The organism is Hyphomicrobium sp. 2TAF46 (assembly GCF_052114865.1).
Lineage (GTDB): Bacteria > Pseudomonadota > Alphaproteobacteria > Rhizobiales > Hyphomicrobiaceae > Hyphomicrobium_B.
On sequence record NZ_JBFRFO010000006.1, the window covers coordinates 203,534 to 223,263 of the forward strand.

General features: G+C 61.1%; 21 protein-coding genes. 5 read left to right on the forward strand and 16 right to left on the reverse strand.

Going from position 1 to position 19,730, the window contains the following annotated elements; all coding sequences use genetic code 11:
- Positions 1 to 7 precede the first annotated feature (7 nt).
- A complete protein-coding gene (locus AB4Z24_RS14165) occupies positions 8 to 625 on the reverse strand; it encodes a YqgE/AlgH family protein (RefSeq protein ID WP_290995830.1) in 618 nt (205 codons plus the stop codon).
- A 155-nt stretch (positions 626 to 780) separates the two neighbouring features.
- Here AB4Z24_RS14165 and AB4Z24_RS14170 point away from each other — a divergent pair, with 155 nt between their 5' ends.
- Both AB4Z24_RS14170 and AB4Z24_RS14175 read left to right on the forward strand, forming a co-directional pair.
- The gene (locus AB4Z24_RS14170) at positions 781 to 1,605 is read left to right on the forward strand and encodes a protein-disulfide reductase DsbD domain-containing protein (RefSeq protein WP_441709171.1); all 825 of its coding nucleotides are present in this window, start codon (positions 781 to 783) and stop codon (positions 1,603 to 1,605) included.
- 54 nt (positions 1,606 to 1,659) lie between these two features.
- Entirely contained in the window at positions 1,660 to 2,157 is a 498-nt protein-coding gene (locus AB4Z24_RS14175) for a peroxiredoxin (protein WP_441709173.1), read from the forward strand.
- Here AB4Z24_RS14175 and rnhA read toward each other — a convergent pair.
- From rnhA to ispH, 3 genes are read right to left on the reverse strand one after another with little or no spacing between them, the layout of a single operon-like run.
- Positions 2,149 to 2,634, reverse strand: a complete 486-nt coding sequence (gene rnhA / locus AB4Z24_RS14180; RefSeq protein ID WP_441709175.1) for a ribonuclease HI — start codon at positions 2,632 to 2,634, stop codon at positions 2,149 to 2,151. The genes AB4Z24_RS14175 and rnhA overlap by 9 nt on opposite strands.
- Complete coding sequence (locus AB4Z24_RS14185; RefSeq protein WP_441709177.1) at positions 2,631 to 3,602, reverse strand: homoserine kinase; 972 nt, start codon at positions 3,600 to 3,602, stop codon at positions 2,631 to 2,633. Before AB4Z24_RS14185 ends, rnhA begins: the two co-directional genes overlap by 4 nt.
- Before the next feature lie 21 nt (positions 3,603 to 3,623).
- A complete protein-coding gene (ispH, locus tag AB4Z24_RS14190; protein ID WP_441709179.1) occupies positions 3,624 to 4,631 on the reverse strand; it encodes a 4-hydroxy-3-methylbut-2-enyl diphosphate reductase in 1,008 nt (335 codons plus the stop codon).
- A gap of 256 nt (positions 4,632 to 4,887) precedes the next feature.
- Between ispH and AB4Z24_RS14195 the strand changes: the two genes are divergently transcribed.
- Positions 4,888 to 5,457 (forward strand): hypothetical protein, encoded by a 570-nt coding sequence (locus AB4Z24_RS14195; RefSeq protein ID WP_441709181.1) that lies wholly within the window; start codon positions 4,888 to 4,890, stop codon positions 5,455 to 5,457.
- 91 nt (positions 5,458 to 5,548) lie between these two features.
- Here AB4Z24_RS14195 and AB4Z24_RS14200 read toward each other — a convergent pair whose 3' ends face one another.
- The 9 genes from AB4Z24_RS14200 to AB4Z24_RS14240 all read right to left on the reverse strand — a co-directional run bounded on the left by AB4Z24_RS14200 (position 5,549) and on the right by AB4Z24_RS14240 (position 14,537).
- Positions 5,549 to 6,040, reverse strand: coding sequence for a F0F1 ATP synthase subunit B family protein (locus AB4Z24_RS14200; protein ID WP_441709183.1), 492 nt, complete (start codon positions 6,038 to 6,040; stop codon positions 5,549 to 5,551).
- Between the two features lie 10 nt (positions 6,041 to 6,050).
- Entirely contained in the window at positions 6,051 to 6,629 is a 579-nt protein-coding gene (locus AB4Z24_RS14205) for a F0F1 ATP synthase subunit B family protein (RefSeq protein WP_441709185.1), read from the reverse strand.
- A gap of 47 nt (positions 6,630 to 6,676) precedes the next feature.
- On the reverse strand, positions 6,677 to 6,901 hold the full coding sequence (locus AB4Z24_RS14210; RefSeq protein WP_045835060.1) for a F0F1 ATP synthase subunit C: 225 nt from the start codon (positions 6,899 to 6,901) through the stop codon (positions 6,677 to 6,679).
- A 63-nt stretch (positions 6,902 to 6,964) separates the two neighbouring features.
- Positions 6,965 to 7,681, reverse strand: coding sequence for a F0F1 ATP synthase subunit A (locus tag AB4Z24_RS14215; RefSeq protein WP_441709452.1), 717 nt, complete (start codon positions 7,679 to 7,681; stop codon positions 6,965 to 6,967).
- Between the two features lie 50 nt (positions 7,682 to 7,731).
- Positions 7,732 to 8,142, reverse strand: coding sequence for an AtpZ/AtpI family protein (locus tag AB4Z24_RS14220; RefSeq protein WP_441709187.1), 411 nt, complete (start codon positions 8,140 to 8,142; stop codon positions 7,732 to 7,734).
- A 654-nt stretch (positions 8,143 to 8,796) separates the two neighbouring features.
- The gene (gene smc / locus AB4Z24_RS14225) at positions 8,797 to 12,258 is read right to left on the reverse strand and encodes a chromosome segregation protein SMC (protein ID WP_441709189.1); all 3,462 of its coding nucleotides are present in this window, start codon (positions 12,256 to 12,258) and stop codon (positions 8,797 to 8,799) included.
- 57 nt (positions 12,259 to 12,315) lie between these two features.
- A complete protein-coding gene (locus AB4Z24_RS14230; RefSeq protein WP_441709191.1) occupies positions 12,316 to 13,122 on the reverse strand; it encodes a DsbA family protein in 807 nt (268 codons plus the stop codon).
- 13 nt (positions 13,123 to 13,135) lie between these two features.
- Positions 13,136 to 13,768 (reverse strand): DsbA family protein, encoded by a 633-nt coding sequence (locus tag AB4Z24_RS14235; RefSeq protein WP_441709454.1) that lies wholly within the window; start codon positions 13,766 to 13,768, stop codon positions 13,136 to 13,138.
- A 214-nt stretch (positions 13,769 to 13,982) separates the two neighbouring features.
- On the reverse strand, positions 13,983 to 14,537 hold the full coding sequence (locus tag AB4Z24_RS14240; protein WP_441709193.1) for a DUF721 domain-containing protein: 555 nt from the start codon (positions 14,535 to 14,537) through the stop codon (positions 13,983 to 13,985).
- Between the two features lie 98 nt (positions 14,538 to 14,635).
- On the opposite strand from AB4Z24_RS14240, the gene mutY reads away from it, so the two are divergent.
- Complete coding sequence (gene mutY, locus AB4Z24_RS14245) at positions 14,636 to 15,766, forward strand: A/G-specific adenine glycosylase (protein WP_441709195.1); 1,131 nt, start codon at positions 14,636 to 14,638, stop codon at positions 15,764 to 15,766.
- 25 nt (positions 15,767 to 15,791) lie between these two features.
- Here mutY and AB4Z24_RS14250 read toward each other — a convergent pair whose 3' ends face one another.
- The 3 genes from AB4Z24_RS14250 to AB4Z24_RS14260 form a co-directional block, all read right to left on the reverse strand.
- The gene (locus AB4Z24_RS14250) at positions 15,792 to 16,907 is read right to left on the reverse strand and encodes a site-specific DNA-methyltransferase (protein ID WP_441709197.1); all 1,116 of its coding nucleotides are present in this window, start codon (positions 16,905 to 16,907) and stop codon (positions 15,792 to 15,794) included.
- A 165-nt stretch (positions 16,908 to 17,072) separates the two neighbouring features.
- Positions 17,073 to 17,711: a ribonuclease HII gene (locus tag AB4Z24_RS14255; RefSeq protein ID WP_441709199.1), complete on the reverse strand. Its 639-nt coding sequence runs from the start codon at positions 17,709 to 17,711 to the stop codon at positions 17,073 to 17,075.
- Between the two features lie 32 nt (positions 17,712 to 17,743).
- Positions 17,744 to 18,871, reverse strand: coding sequence for a PA0069 family radical SAM protein (locus tag AB4Z24_RS14260; protein ID WP_441709201.1), 1,128 nt, complete (start codon positions 18,869 to 18,871; stop codon positions 17,744 to 17,746).
- A gap of 150 nt (positions 18,872 to 19,021) precedes the next feature.
- On the opposite strand from AB4Z24_RS14260, the gene AB4Z24_RS14265 reads away from it, so the two are divergent.
- A complete protein-coding gene (locus tag AB4Z24_RS14265) occupies positions 19,022 to 19,729 on the forward strand; it encodes a TIGR04283 family arsenosugar biosynthesis glycosyltransferase (protein ID WP_441709203.1) in 708 nt (235 codons plus the stop codon).
- Position 19,730: the final 1 nt, after the last annotated feature.

Sequence of the window (19,730 nt, forward strand, 5' to 3'; positions counted from 1 at the left end):
GGAATTCCTAGGCGTGCCCGGCGTCGCTGACGAGATGTGAGAGATCGATTCCCATTTTCGCCAGCGCGCGGGAATATTTGCTCTCGAGATCCTCGTCGAAGATGAGTTCCGGATCGGCCGGACAATGCAGCCAGCCGTTGGCCTGCAGCTCGGTTTCGAGCTGCCCCGGCGACCAGCCCGCATAGCCGAGCGCCAACAGCGCCCGCGCCGGCCCGCGCCCCTGCGCTATGGCCTTCAGAATATCGATCGTTGCCGTCAGACAGACGCCTGGCTCGATCGCGAGCGTCGAATCTTCGGAAAAATAATCCGAGCTGTGCAGCACGAAACCGCGGCCCGTCTCGACCGGGCCACCGACTTGAATGGAAAGCGACAAAACCTCGCTTGTGATCTCGTCATCGGGGTTGCGCGCCGAAATACCGAGCCTTTCGAGCAGATCCGGCGCCGTGATGTGGTTGGCCCGCTGATTGATGATGAGGCCCATGGCCCCCTCGGACGAATGGGCGCACATGTAAATGACCGAGCGCTGAAATCTGCGGTCCGTCATCGCCGGCATAGCGATGAGAAGCTGCCCCTCAAGCTTGATATCGGGGCCTGTTGCCTGGCCCGTCGGTCGGTTTACTTTCATATCGGAGAGACTAGCCCCATAGAACCGCCGCGTGAAGACGTCCAAAAGTGCAATAAGGACGCCGCTATAACGTCAGGTTTCGTTGCGACGTATAATTGGACAGGAACGCGGGGGCGGCGCGCCCGATCCATGAACGAATATCGAAAGGCGATGTTTTGATCAGACTGGCTATAGCATTTTTGGTTCTGGGCACTGCCACAGCATCGAGCGATCCTGGCCCCGTCGCGTCCGATTGGCACGAAGGTTTCAACAACAAGGCCCGGCTTCTGGCCGGAAGCGCCACGCGTGATGGAACGTCCGGGCTTTACGCTGGCGTCGAGGTAGCGATGCCCGACGGATGGAAAACCTATTGGCGTTCGCCGGGAGATGCCGGTGGCGTGCCGCCGGAATTCGACTGGCAGGGATCGGCCAACCTCGCATCCGCGACCGTCCTTTTTCCCGCGCCGCATCGGCTGCACGACAAGGCCGGAGACGTTGTCGGATACAAAAACGGCGTGTTCTTCCCCGTCTCGGTGAAGCCGGCAGATCCGACCAAGCCCGTTACGCTTCACGCCAAGGTCGCCTACGGCGTTTGCAAGGACATCTGCATCCCTGCCGAAGCTGAGCTGCAACTGGTGATTCCACCGGGTGTCGGCACTTCCGAAGAACTGACGAACATTCTTGCTCATGTTCCGGTCACGAAGCCACGGCAGGGCATAGACCCCACTCTGGCCGGCTGGCATCTCGATCAAAACGCAGGAAAACCGAAGCTCGTGCTGAACGTCGAAACCACGGCGCTCGCAACGGCCGACGCGTTCGTGGAAGCGCCGGGAGGCCTCTATGTGCCGCTGCCGAAACGCGTGCAGGACGCGTCGGGGAAGGCCGTATTCGAAGTCGATCTGACGGACGGGGTCGACGTCAAAGATTTGAAGGGCAAGCCGCTGACGGTCACGATGATCGACGGCAAGGGCCAGTCCGAAGCGACGATTACTCTTGAGTAGCGCTTTTGAGCGGCTACATAGAAGCCACCTGGAGAAACGAACTCAGAGGACGCCATGACGATCAACGTCGGAGATAAGCTGCCGGACGGCAAGTTCACGGTCATGGGGGCGGACGGCCCGCAACCCAAATCGGTAAGCGAAATCTTCTCCGGCAAGAAAGTGGCGATCTTCGCTGTTCCGGGCGCCTATACCCCGACCTGCAGCAAAAGCCACATGCCGGGCTTCGTCGAACGCGTCGATGAACTGAAGGCCAAGGGCATCGACACCATCGCCTGCACAGCGGTGAATGACATCTTCGTCTTGACGAACTGGGCGAAAGACACCGGTGCAACGGGCAAGATCGAAATGCTGGCGGACGGCTCGGGCGATTTTGCCAAGGCGGTCGGTCTCGAGATCGACCTTTCGAACTTCGGTCTCGGGCTCCGATCGAAGCGCTACGCGATGCTCGTCGATAACGGCGTGGTCAAAGTCCTGAACGTCGAGGACAGCCCGCCTGTCGCGGAAAAGTCGAGCGCCGCCAACCTCTGCTCGATGATCGACCGCTCACTTTGAATCGTTGGCCCGCAAAGCCGGTCGGCCCCGCGTCTTGAACGGGGCCATGGCGATGCGCGCCAGTTCGTCGGCGCGCTCGTTTTCCGGATGGCCGGCATGGCCCTTCAGCCAATGCCAGACGACGTGATGCTTGTTGCGGAGCGCGTCCAGCTCCTGCCAGAGCTCCGCGTTTTTGACCGGCTTTTTATCGGCAGTCCGCCAGCCGTTTTTCTTCCAGCCGTGAATCCACGACATGATGCCGTTACGGACATAGACGCTGTCCGTCCAGAGCTCGACGTCGCTCTTCTTCTTGAGTGCTTCGAGCGCCGAAATCGCTGCTTTGAGCTCCATGCGATTGTTCGTCGTCAGCTCTTCGCCGCCATTGATCTCCTTCCGGTGTTCGCCGGAAATGAGGATGGCGCCCCAGCCGCCGGGCCCCGGGTTTCCCGAACAGGCGCCGTCGCTGTAGATCAGAACTTTAGGTCGTTCGCCGGTCATGAAGTTAGCTGTGCCGTGTATTCGGCGATATCGCCGACCGATTGGTGAAATTTGAGCCGCTGCACGTAGTCGGCGGGATCCTTGCGGGCGACGAGCGCGTCTTTCGGCGTGTTGAGCCAGTCGTAGCTGCGCGTCAGCAGAAAGCGCATCGCTGCGCCGCGAGCAAGCACCGGCATGGCCGCGCGCTCCGCCGCGCTCAAGGGGCGCACGCTGTTGTAACCCTCTAGCAGCGCACCGCCCTTCGCAGGTTCGAATTGCGATTTGGCGTCGAAGCACCACGCGTTGAGGCAAATGGCGATGTCGTAGGCGAGCGCATCGTTGCACGCGAAGTAGAAATCGATAAGGCCCGAAAGCTCGGTGTCGACGAAGAAGACGTTGTCCGGGAAGAGATCGGCGTGGATGATCCCCTCCGCGAGATCCTGCGGCCAAGAGCATTCGAGGTAGCGAAGCTCATTCGCGATCAGGTCATGAAGGCCGCCGCAGATCTCCTCGGTTCGCGCCGAGAATTTATCGAACAACGGCCGCCACCCGTTAAGGCCCAGAGCATTGGCGCGCTTCAACGCAAAATTTTCGCCCGCGATATGCATGCGGGCGAGGGCCTTCCCAAGCTCGAGGACATGGAAAACTTTGGGCCGTTTCGGCCAGACACCTTCGAGGAAGGTGATCAGCGCCGCCTGCCGCCCCGCAAGCTCGTTCAAAATCTGCCCGTTCTTGTCGCGTACCGGCAGCGGGCAGGTGACGCCGCCGGCCGACAGATGTTCCATCAATCCGAGAAAGAACGGCAGATCGGCGGGATCGACACGCTTTTCGTAGAGCGTCAGAATGAATGTGCCGTCCGTCGTGTGCACCAGATAGTTGGTGTTCTCGACGCCCTCGGCAATTCCCTTGAATGAAAGCAGCCGCCCGAGCGCGTATCCATCGATGAAGCGCGCAAGCTCGTCGTCGCTGACTTCTGTATAGACGGCCATGTTCCCGCGCGCTGGATGGAGTTAGTGCTGCTGCTGCCCGACGGGAGCGCGCGCGACTCGGACTTCCCGCGGCACTTTGAAGATCACGCGCTCCTCGAGCGTCGTGACGACGTCGATCGTCACATCATAGCGGCTGCGAAACGCTTCGACCACTTCTTCGACGATGACCTCGGGCGCCGACGCACCAGCCGTGATGCCGATGGTTGCCGCTCCGTCGAGCTTCTCCCACGGAATGTCTGTCGCGCGCTCGACCAGGAACGAAAACCGACAGCCCGCGCGTTCCGCGACTTCGACCAGACGCAACGAATTCGAGCTTTTCGGGCCGCCGACCACGATCAATCCATCGATTTGGGGGGCCAAGGCCTTGACCGCATTCTGACGGTTGGTCGTCGCGTAGCAGATGTCTTCTTTCACGGGGCCACCAATGCCCGGAAAGCGCTCTTTGAGAACGGCAACGATCTCGGCGGTATCGTCGAGCGACAGCGTCGTCTGCGTGACGAAGGCAAGATTTTCTGGGTCCTTCGGTGTGAATGCCCGCACATCCTCGACGGATTCGACCAGCGTGATTGCGCCTTCGGGCAATTGTCCGAGCGTGCCCACGACTTCGGGGTGGCCACGGTGCCCGACAAGAATAATTTCCCGGCCCTGCTCGTGGTGACGAGCCGTTTCCATGTGGACCTTCGATACGAGCGGGCAGGTCGCGTCGACGACGAACATGTTTCGGCCGCGCGCCGCCTCAGGAATTGCCTTGCTCACACCGTGTGCCGAAAAAATCACGGGCTGCGAGGTATCTGGAATCTCATCCAGCTCCTTCACAAAAACGGCGCCTTTAGCCCTCAGGGAATCAACAACATAACGGTTGTGCACGATTTCATGACGGACGTAGACGGGGGCGCCGAATTTCGTCAAAGCCTGTTCTACGATTTGAATGGCACGATCGACGCCGGCACAGAAACCGCGCGGGGCAGCGAGTAGGATTTTGAGAGGCGGCTTTTGCACGGTCGCTTCGATTTGGTTAAGGCCCGACATGGAAGAAAGACGTCCTTTATACTCGTTCGGCGCGCGTGAAAATGCACTTGGGAACCGAAACTATCGGATGCTACGGTGCTTTTTAGACAAAACAAGGGGCCGGAAGTTTGAACCTTGGGGGACAATGTTGCTCAATTCGGGTTTTCGGCATCCTTATAGCAGGGATGTGACGACGGTGCGCCGTTGTCCTTCGCCAGCCCGGGTGTGCGCCTCCGCTTCGCTTGCGGTCACGCTGGCGGCCCTCGGCGGCTGCGGAATGTCGTCTTTGACGTCGGGTCTCGGCGGCGGCATGTTCGGCGGCTCGTCTGATAATCCACAGATTTCGTCGGTGTCCGAGGCGCAATTGCTCGACGCCGCCAAATCGGGCGACCCGACCACGGGCAGCACGTTCGTCGGTGAAGTTGATGCTGGCTGTCCGCGGCTCATCATCGCGCCGCACGACAATTACATCACGTTCTATCAGGTCGGCCACGTAGGCGATGCGCTTGCCGTCGCGCAACGTGGCGAGATCACGAAGACGGCCCGCGAGTGCCAGATCGAGCCCGGACGCGTGACCGTGAAATACGGCTTTTCCGGCCGCCTTCTTCTCGGCCCCAAAGGCCAGCCGGGCAACGTGACGCTGCCGATCACAGTCGCCGTCAACGATTCGAAGCGCACCAAAGTCGCGTCGGACAGCGCGAAGGTTGACGTCAACGTCGGCCTCGACAAGCCGATTAGTTATTTCTCTGCGGTGCGAACGGTGACGTTCCCGATCGCCGAAGGATCGCGGCCCGGCGAATATGAGCTTATCATTGGCTTCGACAGCCGGGCACCGAGCTCCGGCTGAGGCCAGCTCTCGAACTCTGCAAATCCGGTAAAACAAAAAAGGCCAAGCGCGAAGCTTGGCCTTTTTGATTTCGGATTGTCTCCGGCGCCCGTTAGTTGAGCTTGCCCCGGAGGTCGCTGATCGAACTCGCAACCAGCGATTCGCCGGTCGCACCGCCAGCACGGGCCTTAAGGATCTCGTGTGCGGCCGCGATCGCAGTTTCCACTGCCGTCGAACGGACTTCGCTCAAAGCCTGAGTTTCGGCGCGTGCAATCTTCTCTTCGGCGATCTTCGAGCGACGCTCTAGGCTCTCGACGAGTGCCTTACGCGTGTCGGATGCAAGGGCCTCGGCTTCGCGCTTGGCCTGCTCGATGATGGACTTGGCTTCGTTCTCGGCCTCGCGGGCTTTACGCTGGTAGTCAGCGAGCAGGGCCTGAGCCTCTTCGCGCAGCTTCCGCGCCTCGTCGAGTTCCCGGCGGATTGCATCCGCGCGATCGTCGAGCGACTTCGTAACGAGTGCAGGGACGCGATAGTAAAGCACGACCGCCACGAACACGACGAAGGAGAGTGCAACCCAGAAAAGCGGATCATTTGGATCGAACATCTCTAAATCCTCACTCGCCCGCCACCGGGCGGAGAACCTTCTTCACGTCATCGGGCGTAACGCTCTGACCGATGAGCTTTTCGACGACAGCTCTCGCCGTATCCGTTGCAATCTCGCCGATTGCCGAAGTCGCCTTGGACTTCGTGGCGGCGATACGCTTATCGGCTTCACGAAGCTTCGCGGCGATTTGATCGTCGACGCGATGACGCTCCGTATCCGTTTCGGCGGCGAGCTTTTCGCGCGTTTCCTTGGCAATGCCCGAAGCATTGGAACGCGCGTCGGCAAGCGCCTTTTCGTAGTCGGCAAGCGCTTTGTCGGTTTCGGCCTTCAGGCGTGCCGCGGCGTCAAGATCGCGCTTGATGCGGTCGCGACGCTCTTCGAGAACCTCTCCGACGCGCGGAAGCGCAATCTTCGACATCACGAAAAGCAACGTCACGAACGTAATCGCCAGCCAGAAGAGCTGTGGCGAGAAGTAATGCGAGTTGAGCTGCGGCAAGCCGCCTGACTGATGCGGCGCGGCGCCAGCTTCAGCGGCAATCTCGGCCGCCTGAGCGGCGGCCGTTAGCAGCAGGGTCGTGCCGGCAAACATAGTAGCCTCCGGTTGCTTGGGCGTATCTTGGTCTTACCAGCCCAGTCTCAACCGTAAAGAATGATGAGCGCGATCAGAAGACCGAAAAGGCCCGTTGCTTCGGCGAGAGCGAAGCCGATCAGCAGGTTGGTGAACTGGCCAGGCGCAGCCGACGGATTGCGCATCGCGCCGGAGAGGTAGTTACCGAAGATGTTGCCGATGCCGACGCCGGCGCCGATCAGAGCCGAGCAGGCAAGGCCCGCACCGATCATCTTTGCTGCTGCGAGTTCCATTTCAAAGTCTCCCTTTGCTTCGCTTTTTGCGTTGGAATTCCGAAAGTCCGGTAGCCGGACCTATCAGTGGTGCATGTTCACGGCATCGTTGACGTAGATGCAGGTGAGCACGGTAAAGATGAGGGCCTGAAGGAAGGCCACCAGCAGCTCGAGGCCCGTGAAGGCAACCATGAATCCGGCGGGCGCGATCTTGCCCCACCAGGGAAGCATCACGGCAAAGCCGGCGAAAACCTTGAGCATCGTGTGGCCCGCCATCATGTTGGCGAAGAGACGCACCGAGTGGCTGACCGGACGGATGAAGTAGGAGATGAGCTCGATCGGCACGATGACGGGCATCAGCCAGAACGGTACGCCCGATGGAACGAACAGCTTCAGATAGCCGAAGCCATGCTTCCAGAAACCGATGAACGTCGCCACGAGCCAGACCATGGCGGCCAGCGCGAACGTCACGATGATGTGGCTGGTGACGGTGAAGTTGCCCGGGATGAGGCCGATGACGTTCAACACCAGGATGAAGATGAAAATCGAGAACACCCACGGGAAGTACTTCATTCCCTCGTCGCCGAGGTTCTCTTTGACCATACCGGCGACGTATTCGTAGACGATCTCTGCAAGCGATTGAATGCGCGTCGGCACGAGCGAACGGCCGTTCATCGCGTAAATCATGAAGCCGGAAATGAGAAGAACTGCCACGATCATCATCAGCGATGAGTTCGTGAAAGAGACGTCATGACCAAGAATATCGAGATCTACGAGCTTCCGGATCTCGAACTGTTCCATCGGACTGTGATGTCCGGCACCTTCAGCGGCCAAGGTAACCCCCTAGTGTCTCATTCCCCGTCGTCATCTTTGACGGACGGTGCCGCTTTTTGTAGCGGCTCATTTTCTGCCTGCGCCCTTTGAGCGGCGCGAACAACATTTAGAAGACCCGCCGCAAAGCCAATGACCACGAGAAGGATCATCAACCACGGCGCCGTGCCGAATTGCCTGTCGAGTGCCCACCCGAGCCCTCCGCCGACGACAACACCGACAACGAGCTCAGCAGCAAACTTGAAGGCCGTTCCATAGGCGGACTGCTGAGATCCGCCCGTCGCCGACCCGACCTTCGCCCGTTCCGCTTTCCGTGCTTGGAGCGCATCGAGCTTTTGGCCGATTTCTGCCGACCGCTGGCGAATTGCTTCGCGGTCTTCCGGGCTAATTTCACCGCCTTCCGGACGCTGACCCTTGCCATCGGCTGACATGGCTCAATCCATCCAGAACACGAGGAAAACCGGCCTCTCAGGGAGATCGACGGCGCGGACCATAGATTTGGGGTCTGGGGGTGTCAAGGAATTGGGCATAATCATCTCCATCGCCAGGGTACGGCTAAACCGCGCAGGGATTGTCGCGCCTTTTTCGCGTGTGCGACGCAAAATAAAAAAGCCTCCCCGGAATCGGGAAGGCCCAGTGATCAAAAGATATTTTTTTATGAATTTATGGAGTGGAAGGGGTCTGTTGGCCCCCAGGATTCGTTGAGCTAGGCGCTGCCTCTGGCGCCGCGGCTGGCGGGGTTGCAGGCGGACTTTGCGGGGTCGGGCTTTGCTGCCCAAGCTTACCACCCGAGGAGTAGTCCATGCCCGTTGGTGTCGTTTGCCAGAAGCTCGCAACCAAAACGACACCGACCGCCACTGCGAGCGCCATTGACGCCAGCAAAACCCGAAAATTCGTTTTGCGTGGCGACGCCTGCCGGGCGTCCGTCGGTTCGATGGTCGAACGTCGTGCGCGCGGATCATTCTGTGGTTGCATTGGGCGGTCTCCTTTCTCCAGGAAAGCGAAACGTGTGCCCAAGTCTCTGGTTCCCGAGACGTTAACCCTGGGGTCAGCATAAGCCGAATAATGCGAATAAGGATCGGTAGTTAGCTTGCTTCGCGGAAGCTTTGCGCCGTCTGCAGGTCGACCGAGACTAGTTGTGACACGCCTTTTTCGGCCATCGTGACGCCGAACAGCCGGTTCATCCGCGCCATCGTCATAGGATGGTGCGTGATGACGAGGAACCGCGTCGCCGTCTCCGTCGACATCTGTTCCATGAGCCGGCAGAAGCGGTCGACGTTGGCGTCGTCGAGCGGCGCGTCCACTTCGTCGAGGACGCAGATCGGCGAGGGGTTCGTCAGGAACACGGCGAAGATCAACGACAAAGCTGTCAGCGTCTGCTCGCCGCCGGATAGGAGCGACAGCGTCGCTGGCTTTTTGCCGGGCGGCTTGGCGATGATTTCGAGCCCGCCCTCGAGCGGGTCCTCCGGGCTCTCGATCATTTCGAGCCGCGCTTCCCCGCCCCCGAACAAGTGCGTGAACAGCCGCTCGAAATGCGCATTGACCGTCGCGAACGCTTCATCCAGTCGCGATTTCCCCTCGCGATTGAGCTGCTGAATAGCGCCCCTCAGCTTCGCGATGGCCTGCTCGAGATCGTCGCGTTCGGCAACGAGGCTTTCAAGCTGTTTGGAAACCTCTGCTAGATCGTCGTCCGCCTGCAGGTTGACGCCGCCGAGACGTTCCCGGTCGGCTTTGAGCCGCGTCAAATGCCGTTCGACATCGTCGAGCAACGGAATGGCCGACGCCTCGGGAAGCTCCGCGAGTGCAAGGCAAGCTTCCGGCACCACGTCGAATGCCTCACGGATATGCCGCGCCGCCTCCTGGCGCTTCTGCCGCGCGTTTTCGAGCCGCGTTTCGATGCGCGCATTGGCTTCGCGCGCCGCCGAAACTTCCGACTGGATAGTGCGCAGAGACTCGGTTGCCGCCCGGATCGCGTTCTCAGCGGAAGCCAACGTATCTGCGGCCGTGCGCCGTTCGTCGTCGGCCCGTGAAAGAGCCGACAGCAAGGTTTCCCTTTGCGCCGCTATGCGCTCCGGCAAATCCGCCGTCGCGGCCATCTCATCGCGCGCTTCTTTGAGGCGAATGTCGAGAGCCTGGACTTGCGCTTCGGCACTTTGCTGACGGCCATGCCAACGCGCGATGTCGGCGTTGGCGTGGCGGATGCGCTCGACCCGGATCTGCTTGTCGCGTTCGAGACTGCCGAGACGTGCCCGCGATTCCGCGACCTCGCGGCGGGCCTCCTCGGCTTCCGCTTGCGCGGTCTTGAGCTGTGGTTCGAGATCTTCACCGACGCTCATCGTTACGATGTGCGCCTCGATTTCGACGTGACGCGCCTGAGCGTTCGTCAACTCTTCGTCGGCGCGCGCACGTTGCGCCGTCACCGCGGCAAGCTGCGTCTCGCTCTCGCGCTGAAGCTTCTCGAGCCCCGTCAATTGCTGGCGGACTTGCGCAAGCTCGTTCTGCTTTTCGCGCCAAAGCTGGCGCAACCGGCGTTCCTCGGCCTCGGCGTGCTGAGCCGCCGCCGCCGCTTTGCGTTCGCCGTCGATCGTGTCCTTGGCTCGGTCGAGAACGGCCTGCGCGCTGCGATCGAGTTCCGCCAGGCGGTTCTTATGAGCGAGCCGCTGCGCCGCAGGCGTGACGCCGCCCGCAGCAGCGACGAAGCCATCCCAACGCCAGAGATCGCCTTCGCGCGATACGAGGCGCTGCCCCGTTTTCAAATGCGGCTGCAGGCGTGCGCCTTCCGAGCGCTTGACGACGCCGATCTGCCGAAGCCGTCGCGTCAGCTCTTGCGGCGCTTCAACGTGCATGACGAGCGGTTCCGCGTCGGCAGGCAGCGCGTGATCTTCGGCTGGAAGATCGAGACGCCGCCAATGCACGCTCGCTTCCGGAGCGATCGGCGCTTCGAGATCATCGCCCAAAGCTGCGCCGAGAGCCGTCTCGTAGCCCGGAGAAACGCGGATGTTGTCGACAGCCGGCGGATACGCGCCTTCGTCCGACCGCGCTAAAAGTTTCGCGATCGTGTCACGCTCGGTCGAGAATGCGTTGGCCGCGAGACGAACGCGCTGCGCCTCGTCGCGCCGGGCCTTCGCTTCGGCTTGTGCCGCCTTGACGGTCTCTTCAGTCGTCAGCGTATCGGCTTCGATTTTGCTGATGTCCTGCGCGAGCGCCTGCCCGCGATGCGCCATATCGGAAACGTGCTCGCCGTCAGGCGCTTTCGATCTCAAATTTTCGATCTGCGCATCGAAAGCCGTGATCTGGCGCGCGATCTTGCCGACGAGATCTTTGCGTTCGGCGAGAGCCGCCTCGAGGCTTTTAAGCTTCGCGCGCGCGTCGGCCGCTCGATGTGTGATATCGGCGAAAAGGGCATCCGTCCGCACACGGTGCGCTTCCGCCGTCTCGAGTTTGCTTTTTTCCTTCGCCTCTTCGTCGATGGCTTTGCGATCGGCCTCCTTGATGGCGGCGAGATCGGCATCGAGATGGAGCAATGTCTCTTTGGCTTCGTGAATGAAGCCTGTTTCACGTGCGAGATCGGCCTCAAGGTGTTTCGCACGCGCTTCGAGTTCACGCGCCCGTTCGGCAGCCCGGTTCGCCTCACGCTCGAGGTTTTCCTGCTCGATCTTGAAGCGGGCGAGCGCCGCTGCCTTCACGGCCTCCGCTTCGCGAAGCGGCGGCAACGCTTCCGCAAGGCGAAGTTCTTCCTTAAAGGCCCTCGCTTCCGCTTCCGTCGCCGCGCCGAGACGCATCATCGTTTCGGTAAGCTGCGTCTCCTCGTGCTCGACGCTTTGATGCGCGTCCTGCCACGTCAGATGCAAGGCAAGCGCCTCTTGCTGACGGATGTCGGTCGACAGTTCCTTGTAGCGCCGCGCCTGCCGCGCTTGCCGCTTCAGGGACTCCGTTTGCGATTGCAGCTGGCCGGCGACATCGTTCAACCGCTCGATGTTGGCTTCCGCGGCCCTGAGCTTCAATTCGGCTTCGTGCCGCCGTGTGTGCAGGCCCGCGATGCCCGCTGCGTCTTCGAGAATGCGCCGGCGTTGCTCGGGTTTCGAATTGACGATTTCGCCGATCTGCCCCTGGCGCACCAGCGCCGGCGACCGCGCGCCCGTCGCTGCATCTTCAAACAGCACCTTGACGTCGCGCGCCCTGACTTCGCGTCCGTTGATGCGGTAAGCGGAACCCGCTTCCCGCTCGATGCGCCGCGTGATCTCGATGATGTCGCCGTCGTTGAATTCGGCAGGCGCTTTCCGCGCGCTGTTGTCGAGGAACATCGTGACTTCGGCGCTCGAGCGTTCCGGCCGCCCGCCGCTGCCTGAGAAAATCACGTCGTCCATCGCGGCGGCGCGCATCGACTTGTGCGAGCTTTCGCCCATGACCCAGCGAAGCGCTTCGAGAAGGTTTGATTTTCCGCACCCGTTGGGGCCGACCACGCCTGTGAGGCCAGGCTCGATAACAAGCTCCGTCGCATCGACGAAGGACTTGAATCCCAGAAGCCTGAGCCGCGTGATTTTCATTCTACTCGTCAGTCCTCGATGCCGTGCGTCGTGGCTCAGGACCGGCGCAAACTGCCCCTAGGGGCTTGCAGCTGCCGTTGGCGTGCCACCTCGGCCGGCCTGCTCGACGTAGTCAGCGATCTCGGTGATCGTCAGCTCTTTCTTGATGAGCTTGTTGCCGATGAAAAAGTTCGGCGTACCAACGATTCCGAGCTTGCGGCCGCGATCCTTTACCCACTTCAAGTTCTCGATCATGCCTTGATTCTGCAGGCAAGCGTCAAACTGCGGGCGCGTCATCCCCACCTGTCGCGCGACGGCGTAGATGGCGTCAAGCCGCACTTCCTGCGACACCCAAGACGCCTGCTGCTGCATGAATTTCCCGTAAAGTTCCAAGTACTTATCGGGCGGTGCGCAGCGCAGCGCGATCGTCGCGTTGCCTGATGTTTTCCCGATCGGGAACTCGCGCAGGATGTAGCGCACCCTTCCGGTGTCGATTAACCGGCGTTTCAGCTCGGGATATGTCGTCTCGTGGAAGTGGCGGCAATGCGGGCAGGTCAGCGACGCGTACTGGACGATGGTCACGGGCGCGTCGGTCCGGCCCCAGCTCATCTCAGGCAAGGGGCTCGGCGCCATGACGTCGGCGACTGTCGGGTTCTCGATGACTTCGCGGCCGCCGGTCGACGTCGCATTCGGGTCGCCGAATGGCGTCGGCATGCCGTCCGGCTTTTCGGACCCGATCGACGGATAGGCAGCACCGAGAGCGCTGCCGTCCGTGGAAATGCTCGCCGTCGCATTCGGAGAAAGCGGCGGAAACGATGCGCCGCAACCTGAGAGCCAACCAGCGACGACAAGGGTGGTGGCAAGACCCAGCGAACGGACGAGCATCAAGGATTTCCAGTTACTTCGCGGCTAGCAGCGGCTCCAGCACCTTATCAAATGCTTCGACCGATGGAGCCTCCTGCAACCGCTTGCCGTTGATAAAGAAAGTCGGTGTGGCATTGACGCCAAAGGTATCGCTCGCCCGCGAGCGCTGCGCCGTGATCTGATCGAGAAGTTTCTGATCCGTCAGGCACTTATCGAAGCTTTCCTGGGTGAAGCCAGCCTGCTTCGCAATGTCGAAAAGCTTCGGCACGGGGCTTCCGTTGGCAAAGGCCCAATCCGCCTGCTTCTCGTAGAACGTCTCGATCAGCGGAAACACCTTCTCGCCGCCTGCGCAGCGCGCCAGCATCGACACGGCGGCGGCGAGATTATCGAGCGGGAACTCCCGGAAGATGAAGCGAACTTTGCCCGTATCGATGTACTTCTTCTTGAGGGGCTCGAAGACCTCGGTCGAGAAATGCGCGCAGTGCGGGCACGTCATTGACGCGTACTCGACGATCGTCACCTTTGCGTCCTTGGGCCCGATAGCGAGGTCGGGAAGATCTGTCGGCTTCATCAGTTCATCGACCGAAACCTCGGCCGGGCCTTTGCCCTGAGCAAGGCTCGGGTGAGCGCTTGCGAACGCCAGTCCAGCGACGGCTGCCAAAGCCATGAGACCGAAGCGAATGCCTCGTCCTTGAGAGGAAAGGCCCGGAATAAAATTTTTGAACTCGATCAAGGTCCCAACTCCTCTCGGGAATGCATGCCGTGGGGAATACGGCGTTCGACGCACGCCGCCTAGCACGGATCTGGCGCCGGAATAAGCCGAAACCGCAGCCAATGGCAACTAAAGGGCAGGTAATATCCCAGCAAATCCAGGAATCTCGTTAGCGGGTCGAGGCGGCGGCAATGCTTTTGCCGAGGGCCTCGAGAGCTGCCGCGATGTCATCCGGAGAATTGGCCGCGCATTGGACCACAGCCTTCGGTCCAGCCAAACGAGGGGAGGCTTTCTGCGGTGACGCTGCGGTCTCCGCGCGGGGAACCTGATGAACCTTGAGCTGGGTCACGGCCCGGTATCCAAAATAACGGTTGATCCGGTCCATGATTTCCGCGTGCCGGTAGGAAACCTCGAGCGCGAATGCCGGGTCGGAGGCAACGACAAGCGTTGCGCCGGCGCTGCGTCCGCTATCCTCCCCATCGACGGGCGAGCGCGCACCACGGGGCCATTTGATCGTCTCGGGCCGCGTCAGCCGCGCGAGGTCGGCCCCCACGATCGTTTCCCACGACGACATGATCTCGGCGCTGTGGAAGCCATACTTCTCGAACACGGCCGCCGTCACTTTGGGCACGAACGCGCCGACCGCCTTCGCAAATTGCCCCCTCACAGTCCGCACGTCCGGAGGTAGCGGGCGCATCTGAGCTGTGGGTTCTTTAGTGCTCAAGGGCGTCTCTCATCGCGGGCAGGCTTGTGGTGACGTAAAGGAAGTCTAGCATTGTCGATGCGATTCGAGGTTCCCGCGCAACCGGAGATAAAGGGCGCATGGGCGCGGTCCAGGAAAATGCAGCGTTTCGCAGGCGACAGCAGCAGCTGCCGTTGCGCCCGGCCGGACCGATGACGGTCAGGGCTCTGCTCGCTTGGTATGAGGCCGAGCGCCGCGATCTGCCCTGGCGCTACGGCCCGCGCAAAAAGGCTGACCCCTACCGCGTCTGGCTGTCCGAGATTATGCTGCAGCAGACGACCGTGAAGGCCGTCGTTCCCTACTTTCAGAAATTCGTGGCGCGCTGGCCGACCGTCACCGCACTCAGCCAGGCGCAATTGGAGGAGGTCCTGCAGCAATGGGCAGGCCTCGGTTACTATTCGCGCGCACGCAATCTGAAGGCCTGCGCTGACGCCGTCGCCCGCGATTACGGTGGAAAATTCCCGAGCAGCGAGAGCGAACTTCTGAAGCTGCCGGGCATCGGCCCGTATACCGCCGCGGCGATCGCCGCGATCGCGTTCGGCGAAAAGGCGACGCCGGTCGATGGCAATATCGAGCGTGTCGTGTCGCGGCTCTTTGCGGTGAGGCAACCGCTTCCTGCCGCCAAACCCGAAATCAAGAGGCTCGCCGCGACGCTCACACCGCAACGGCGCGCTGGCGACTTCGCGCAGGCGATGATGGACCTCGGCGCCGAGATCTGCACGCCGAGAAAACCATCATGTCTCGTCTGCCCGCTGCAGCGAGATTGCTCTGCGAGCGCGCAAAACCTCGCCGAGCTGTTACCGATGCGCGGCACGAAGACGGCGCGGCCGTCGCGATACGGCGTCGCGTTTCTTGTGCAGCGGGAAGACGGCACCATCCTCCTGCGTCAGCGTCCCGAAGCCGGGCTGCTCGGTGGCATGCTCGAGGTGCCGTCGACTCCGTGGAACGACGCATTGCCCGCAAAAAAGGAGGCGATGCGCTCCGCTCCGGTAACGACGTCATGGCTGCCCGTGCCGGGCGCCGTCGTCCACGTCTTCACCCACTTCCGGCTCGAGCTGATCGTCTACCGCGCGCTCGTCCCGATCGACGCAAGCTTCACGCTCTGGGCCGAGCAGGAACGCTGCCGATGGGTTCATCGCCGGGACTTGCATACGCAGGCGTTGCCGAGTGTGATGAAGAAAGTCATCGCGCACGGCTTGGCTCAGAGCTGAGTCCCGCAATCGGGCTTCGCGAGATTTAGATCGAGATCCGGCCGTTAAGCCCGAGCTGACGCTTCGCTTCGGAACGAAGATCGTCAATCGGCTTCAGCTTTCCTTCCGCCTCGAAGTGCCAATACGTCCAGCCGTTGCAAGCGGCCTTGCCTTGGACGATCGCGCCGAGACGATGAATGGACGCCTGCTGACCATCGTAGAAGAGCGTGCCGTCGGCGCGCACTTCCGCCCGGACTTCCCGGCGCGGACCGAACAACTTACGGCCCGGCTTGATGATCCCGAGCTCAAGGATCTGGCCGAATGGAATCCGCGGCTCGTTGCGCTTCGACGGCAACGTCTCGATTGCCTCAAGTTCGAGCGGCTCCACTTTCGCGATTCGCTCGTCGGCCGCGGTCGCATAATCGATATCGCGTTCGATGCCGATGAACTTGCGGCCGAGCCGCTTCGCGACGGCGCCCGTCGTGCCGGTTCCGAAAAAGGGATCGAGCACGGTGTCGCCGGGCTTCGTCGATGCGATCAGGATGCGATGCAGGAGCGCTTCGGGCTTTTGCGTCGGATGCGCCTTGCGGCCGCCATCGTCTTTCAAACGCTCCGGTCCCGAGCAGATTGGGAACAGCCAGTCCGAACGCATTTGCAGATCGTCGTTCGAAGCCTTGAGGCTTTCGTAATTGAAGGTCACGCGCGATTTGCGATCGCGGCCTGCCCAGATCATCGTCTCATGCGCGTTGGTGAAGCGCTTGCCGCGGAAGTTCGGCATCGGGTTCACCTTGCGCCAGATGACGTCGTTCTGAATCCAGAAACCGAGATCCTGGATCGCGGCGCCGAGTCGGAAGATGTTGTGGTACGAGCCGATGACCCAGATCGCGCCATCGGGTTTCAACACGCGACGGACTTCCGTTAGCCATGCGCGGCAAAATGAATCATACGCTGCGAAGTCGTCGAATTTGTCCCACTGGTCGTCGACGCCGTCGACCTTCGTATTGTTCGGGCGCATGAGATCGCCGGCGAGCTGCAGATTGTACGGTGGATCGGCGAAGACGAGATCGACGCTTGCGGTTGGGAGCTTTTTCAGCTCGGCGATGCAATCACCAACGAGAATCTTTCCGCTTTGCGAGCGGACTTTGACGCGACGCGAACCCATGTACTGAACCTGCTACGCTACGAATTACAAATCGGACGCTCCTGATGTTTCACAGCGCGTGCCTGCGAGCTTTGTACATGATGAGAAGCGCGCGTGAATACAGCTTAGACACGAGCAAGCGATTTATATTTTTTGATTCGATGTGCAACTTGAGGCGCGCGCGGATTAAGCGTCGGCGAGCCCGAGTGCCAATTGAACAGGTTTGAACGAACGTCGGTGAAGCGATGAGACTCCGAGCTTGTCGATCGCGGCCTGATGTTCAGGTGTGCCGTAACCTTTGTGACGCTCAAAGCCATATCCTGGATAATCGCGCGCCATCTGCGTCATCAGACGATCGCGCGTGACTTTCGCGATGATCGATGCCGCCGCAATGGAAAGGCACTTGGAGTCGCCCTTGACGATCGTTCGCGTCTGAACGGACACGCTCGGCGCCTTGTTGCCGTCGATAAGCACCAGCTTTGGAACTTCGGCAAGCTGGCCGATCGCCTGCGCCATCGCCCAGAGTGTAGCGCCGAGAATATTCTCGCGGTCGATGCGCTCGACGTCCGCAATCCCGACGCCGACGATCGCAACCTTCATGATGCGCCGGAAAAGAAACGCGCGAGAGTCCTCGTCGAGCACTTTACTGTCGTCGATGTTCGCCGGGATCTTATCGGGATTGAGAATGACGGCAGCCGCAACGACGGGGCCAGCCCACGGTCCGCGACCGGCTTCATCCACGCCCGCGATCGGACGAGACCCGAGCAGATGCTCTGCTGCCTCGAGTTCGAAAGTCGGCTTTATGCGCGAATCGGCGATCTTCATTCGTCACTTTGATCACCGTGCCAACCTCCCTGTCAAAGCAGTCGTAGTTGTTGTCCCCCATTTCCGGGCTTGATGAAGAGATCCTTCCGCAGCGAAACGCGCTCCTCGCCGAAGCCGAGCCGTTTCTTCGCGAGCCGGAAACGGAGCGCGATCTGGGTCGCGTAGGGTCCGCGGCCGCGCTGGCGAACGCCGAAATCCGCTGTGTAATCGCGCCCGCCGTGCATCGAACGGAGCAGCGAGATGACCTTTTCGGCGCGGTCTGGAAACTCTTCTCGAAGCCACTCGCGAAAGAGATCCTTGATCTCGAGCGGTAACCTGAGCAGCACGTAGCCAGCTTCCCGCGCGCCGGCCTCGCGCGCAGCTTCCAGGATCGGCTCGATCTCATGATCCGTCAGGCCCGGAACGATCGGCGCGACCATGACCGTCACCGGAATTCCGGCATCGGCGAGCCGCCGCACGGTATCGAGCCGCTTCGAGGGCGTCGCGGCGCGCGGCTCCATCGCGCGGGCGACATGACGATCAAGCGTCGTGATCGAAACCGCAACGCGCGCCAGGCTTTTCGAGGCCATGGGCCCGAGAATGTCGATGTCGCGCGCGACGAGCGCCGACTTCGTAACGATGCCGAGCGGATGATTGGCCGCCGCCATGACTTCCAGGATCGAGCGCGTAATCCTGTGCTCCCGCTCGATCGGCTGATAAGGGTCAGTATTGCCGCCGATCACGATCGTTTCCGGCTTGTAGCCGGGCTTTTTGAGTTCGCGCTCCAAGAGCGCCGCGGCATTGGGCTTCGCATAGAGCTTGGTCTCGAAATCGAGGCCCGCCGAATGCCCGAGGTAGCAATGGGTCGGCCGCGCATAACAATAGATGCAGCCGTGCTCGCAGCCCTTGTACGGATTTATCGAACTGTCGAAAGAAACGTCCGGGCTGTCATTGTGCGAGATGATCGTCTTGCTGGTATCCTCGAAAACCTCAGTCTTGAAGGCATCGAGATCGCCGAGCGTCTCCCAGCCGTCGTCGAATTCTTCATGCGCTTGCGCCTCAAAACGCCCAGTCTTGTTCGATCGCGCACCCCGGCCGCGGCGGCGTTCGGAATCGACGACGCCAGATTCAGCAACGTCAGGCATGCCCGGAAAATCAGAAAGGTCTCTGTCAGAAGCCATATTCGGAGCGCCTTCTCGAACCTCGCCTTCGGTTAGCAGTTTTCGAGGAACAAATAAAGAACAAACGCAAGACTGAGCCTTTCTAGCTGGTTAACCCCCCGCGACTTGGCGCGCCTTGCCGCAGGGTCTCCTCCGTGTCAGTTAAAGCGAATGATCTCGGTAATCATTCCTGCGCGTAATGCTGAGCGCACGTTGGCAGCGACACTGTCTGCCCTCGTTCCCTCAGCCGTGGACGGGCTTGTCAAACAGGTCATCGTCGTCGATGGCGGCTCGACGGACAGTACCGCAGAGGTCGCAGATCAGGCCGGCGCAGACGTCGTCGTCAGCACCCGCGAGCGTGGCGGACAGCTCGCCCAAGGTGCCGCAATGGCACGCTTCCCTTGGCTTCTATTTTTGCATCCCGGTACCGTTCTCGAAGACGACTGGGATCGGAGCGCGATTGCCTTCATGCGAGGCGTCGATCGCGGTGAGCGTGCGCCCTCCGCGGGCGCTTTCACGTTCCGTCTCGACGACAAAGGCATCGCCCCGCGTGTGCTCGAGAGCCTCGTTCATTTGCGATGCAAGGTCCTGCGCATCCCCTACGGCGATCAGGGCTTGCTGATCCCGCGCCAGCTCTTCGACGCGGTCGGCGGTTACAAAAATCTGCCGATCATGGAGGATATCGATCTGGCCCGGCGTCTCGGCCGCCGTCGCCTCACGATGCTGGACGCCAACGCCGTGACGTCGGCCGAGCAATACAAGCGCGAAGGCTATCTGCTGCATTCCATGCGCAGTCAGATCTGCCAGATGCTGTACGGCGCGGGCTTGCCCATCGGCATGGTCGCTCGCCTGCACGGAAACGTCGAGACGGCGCGCTAAG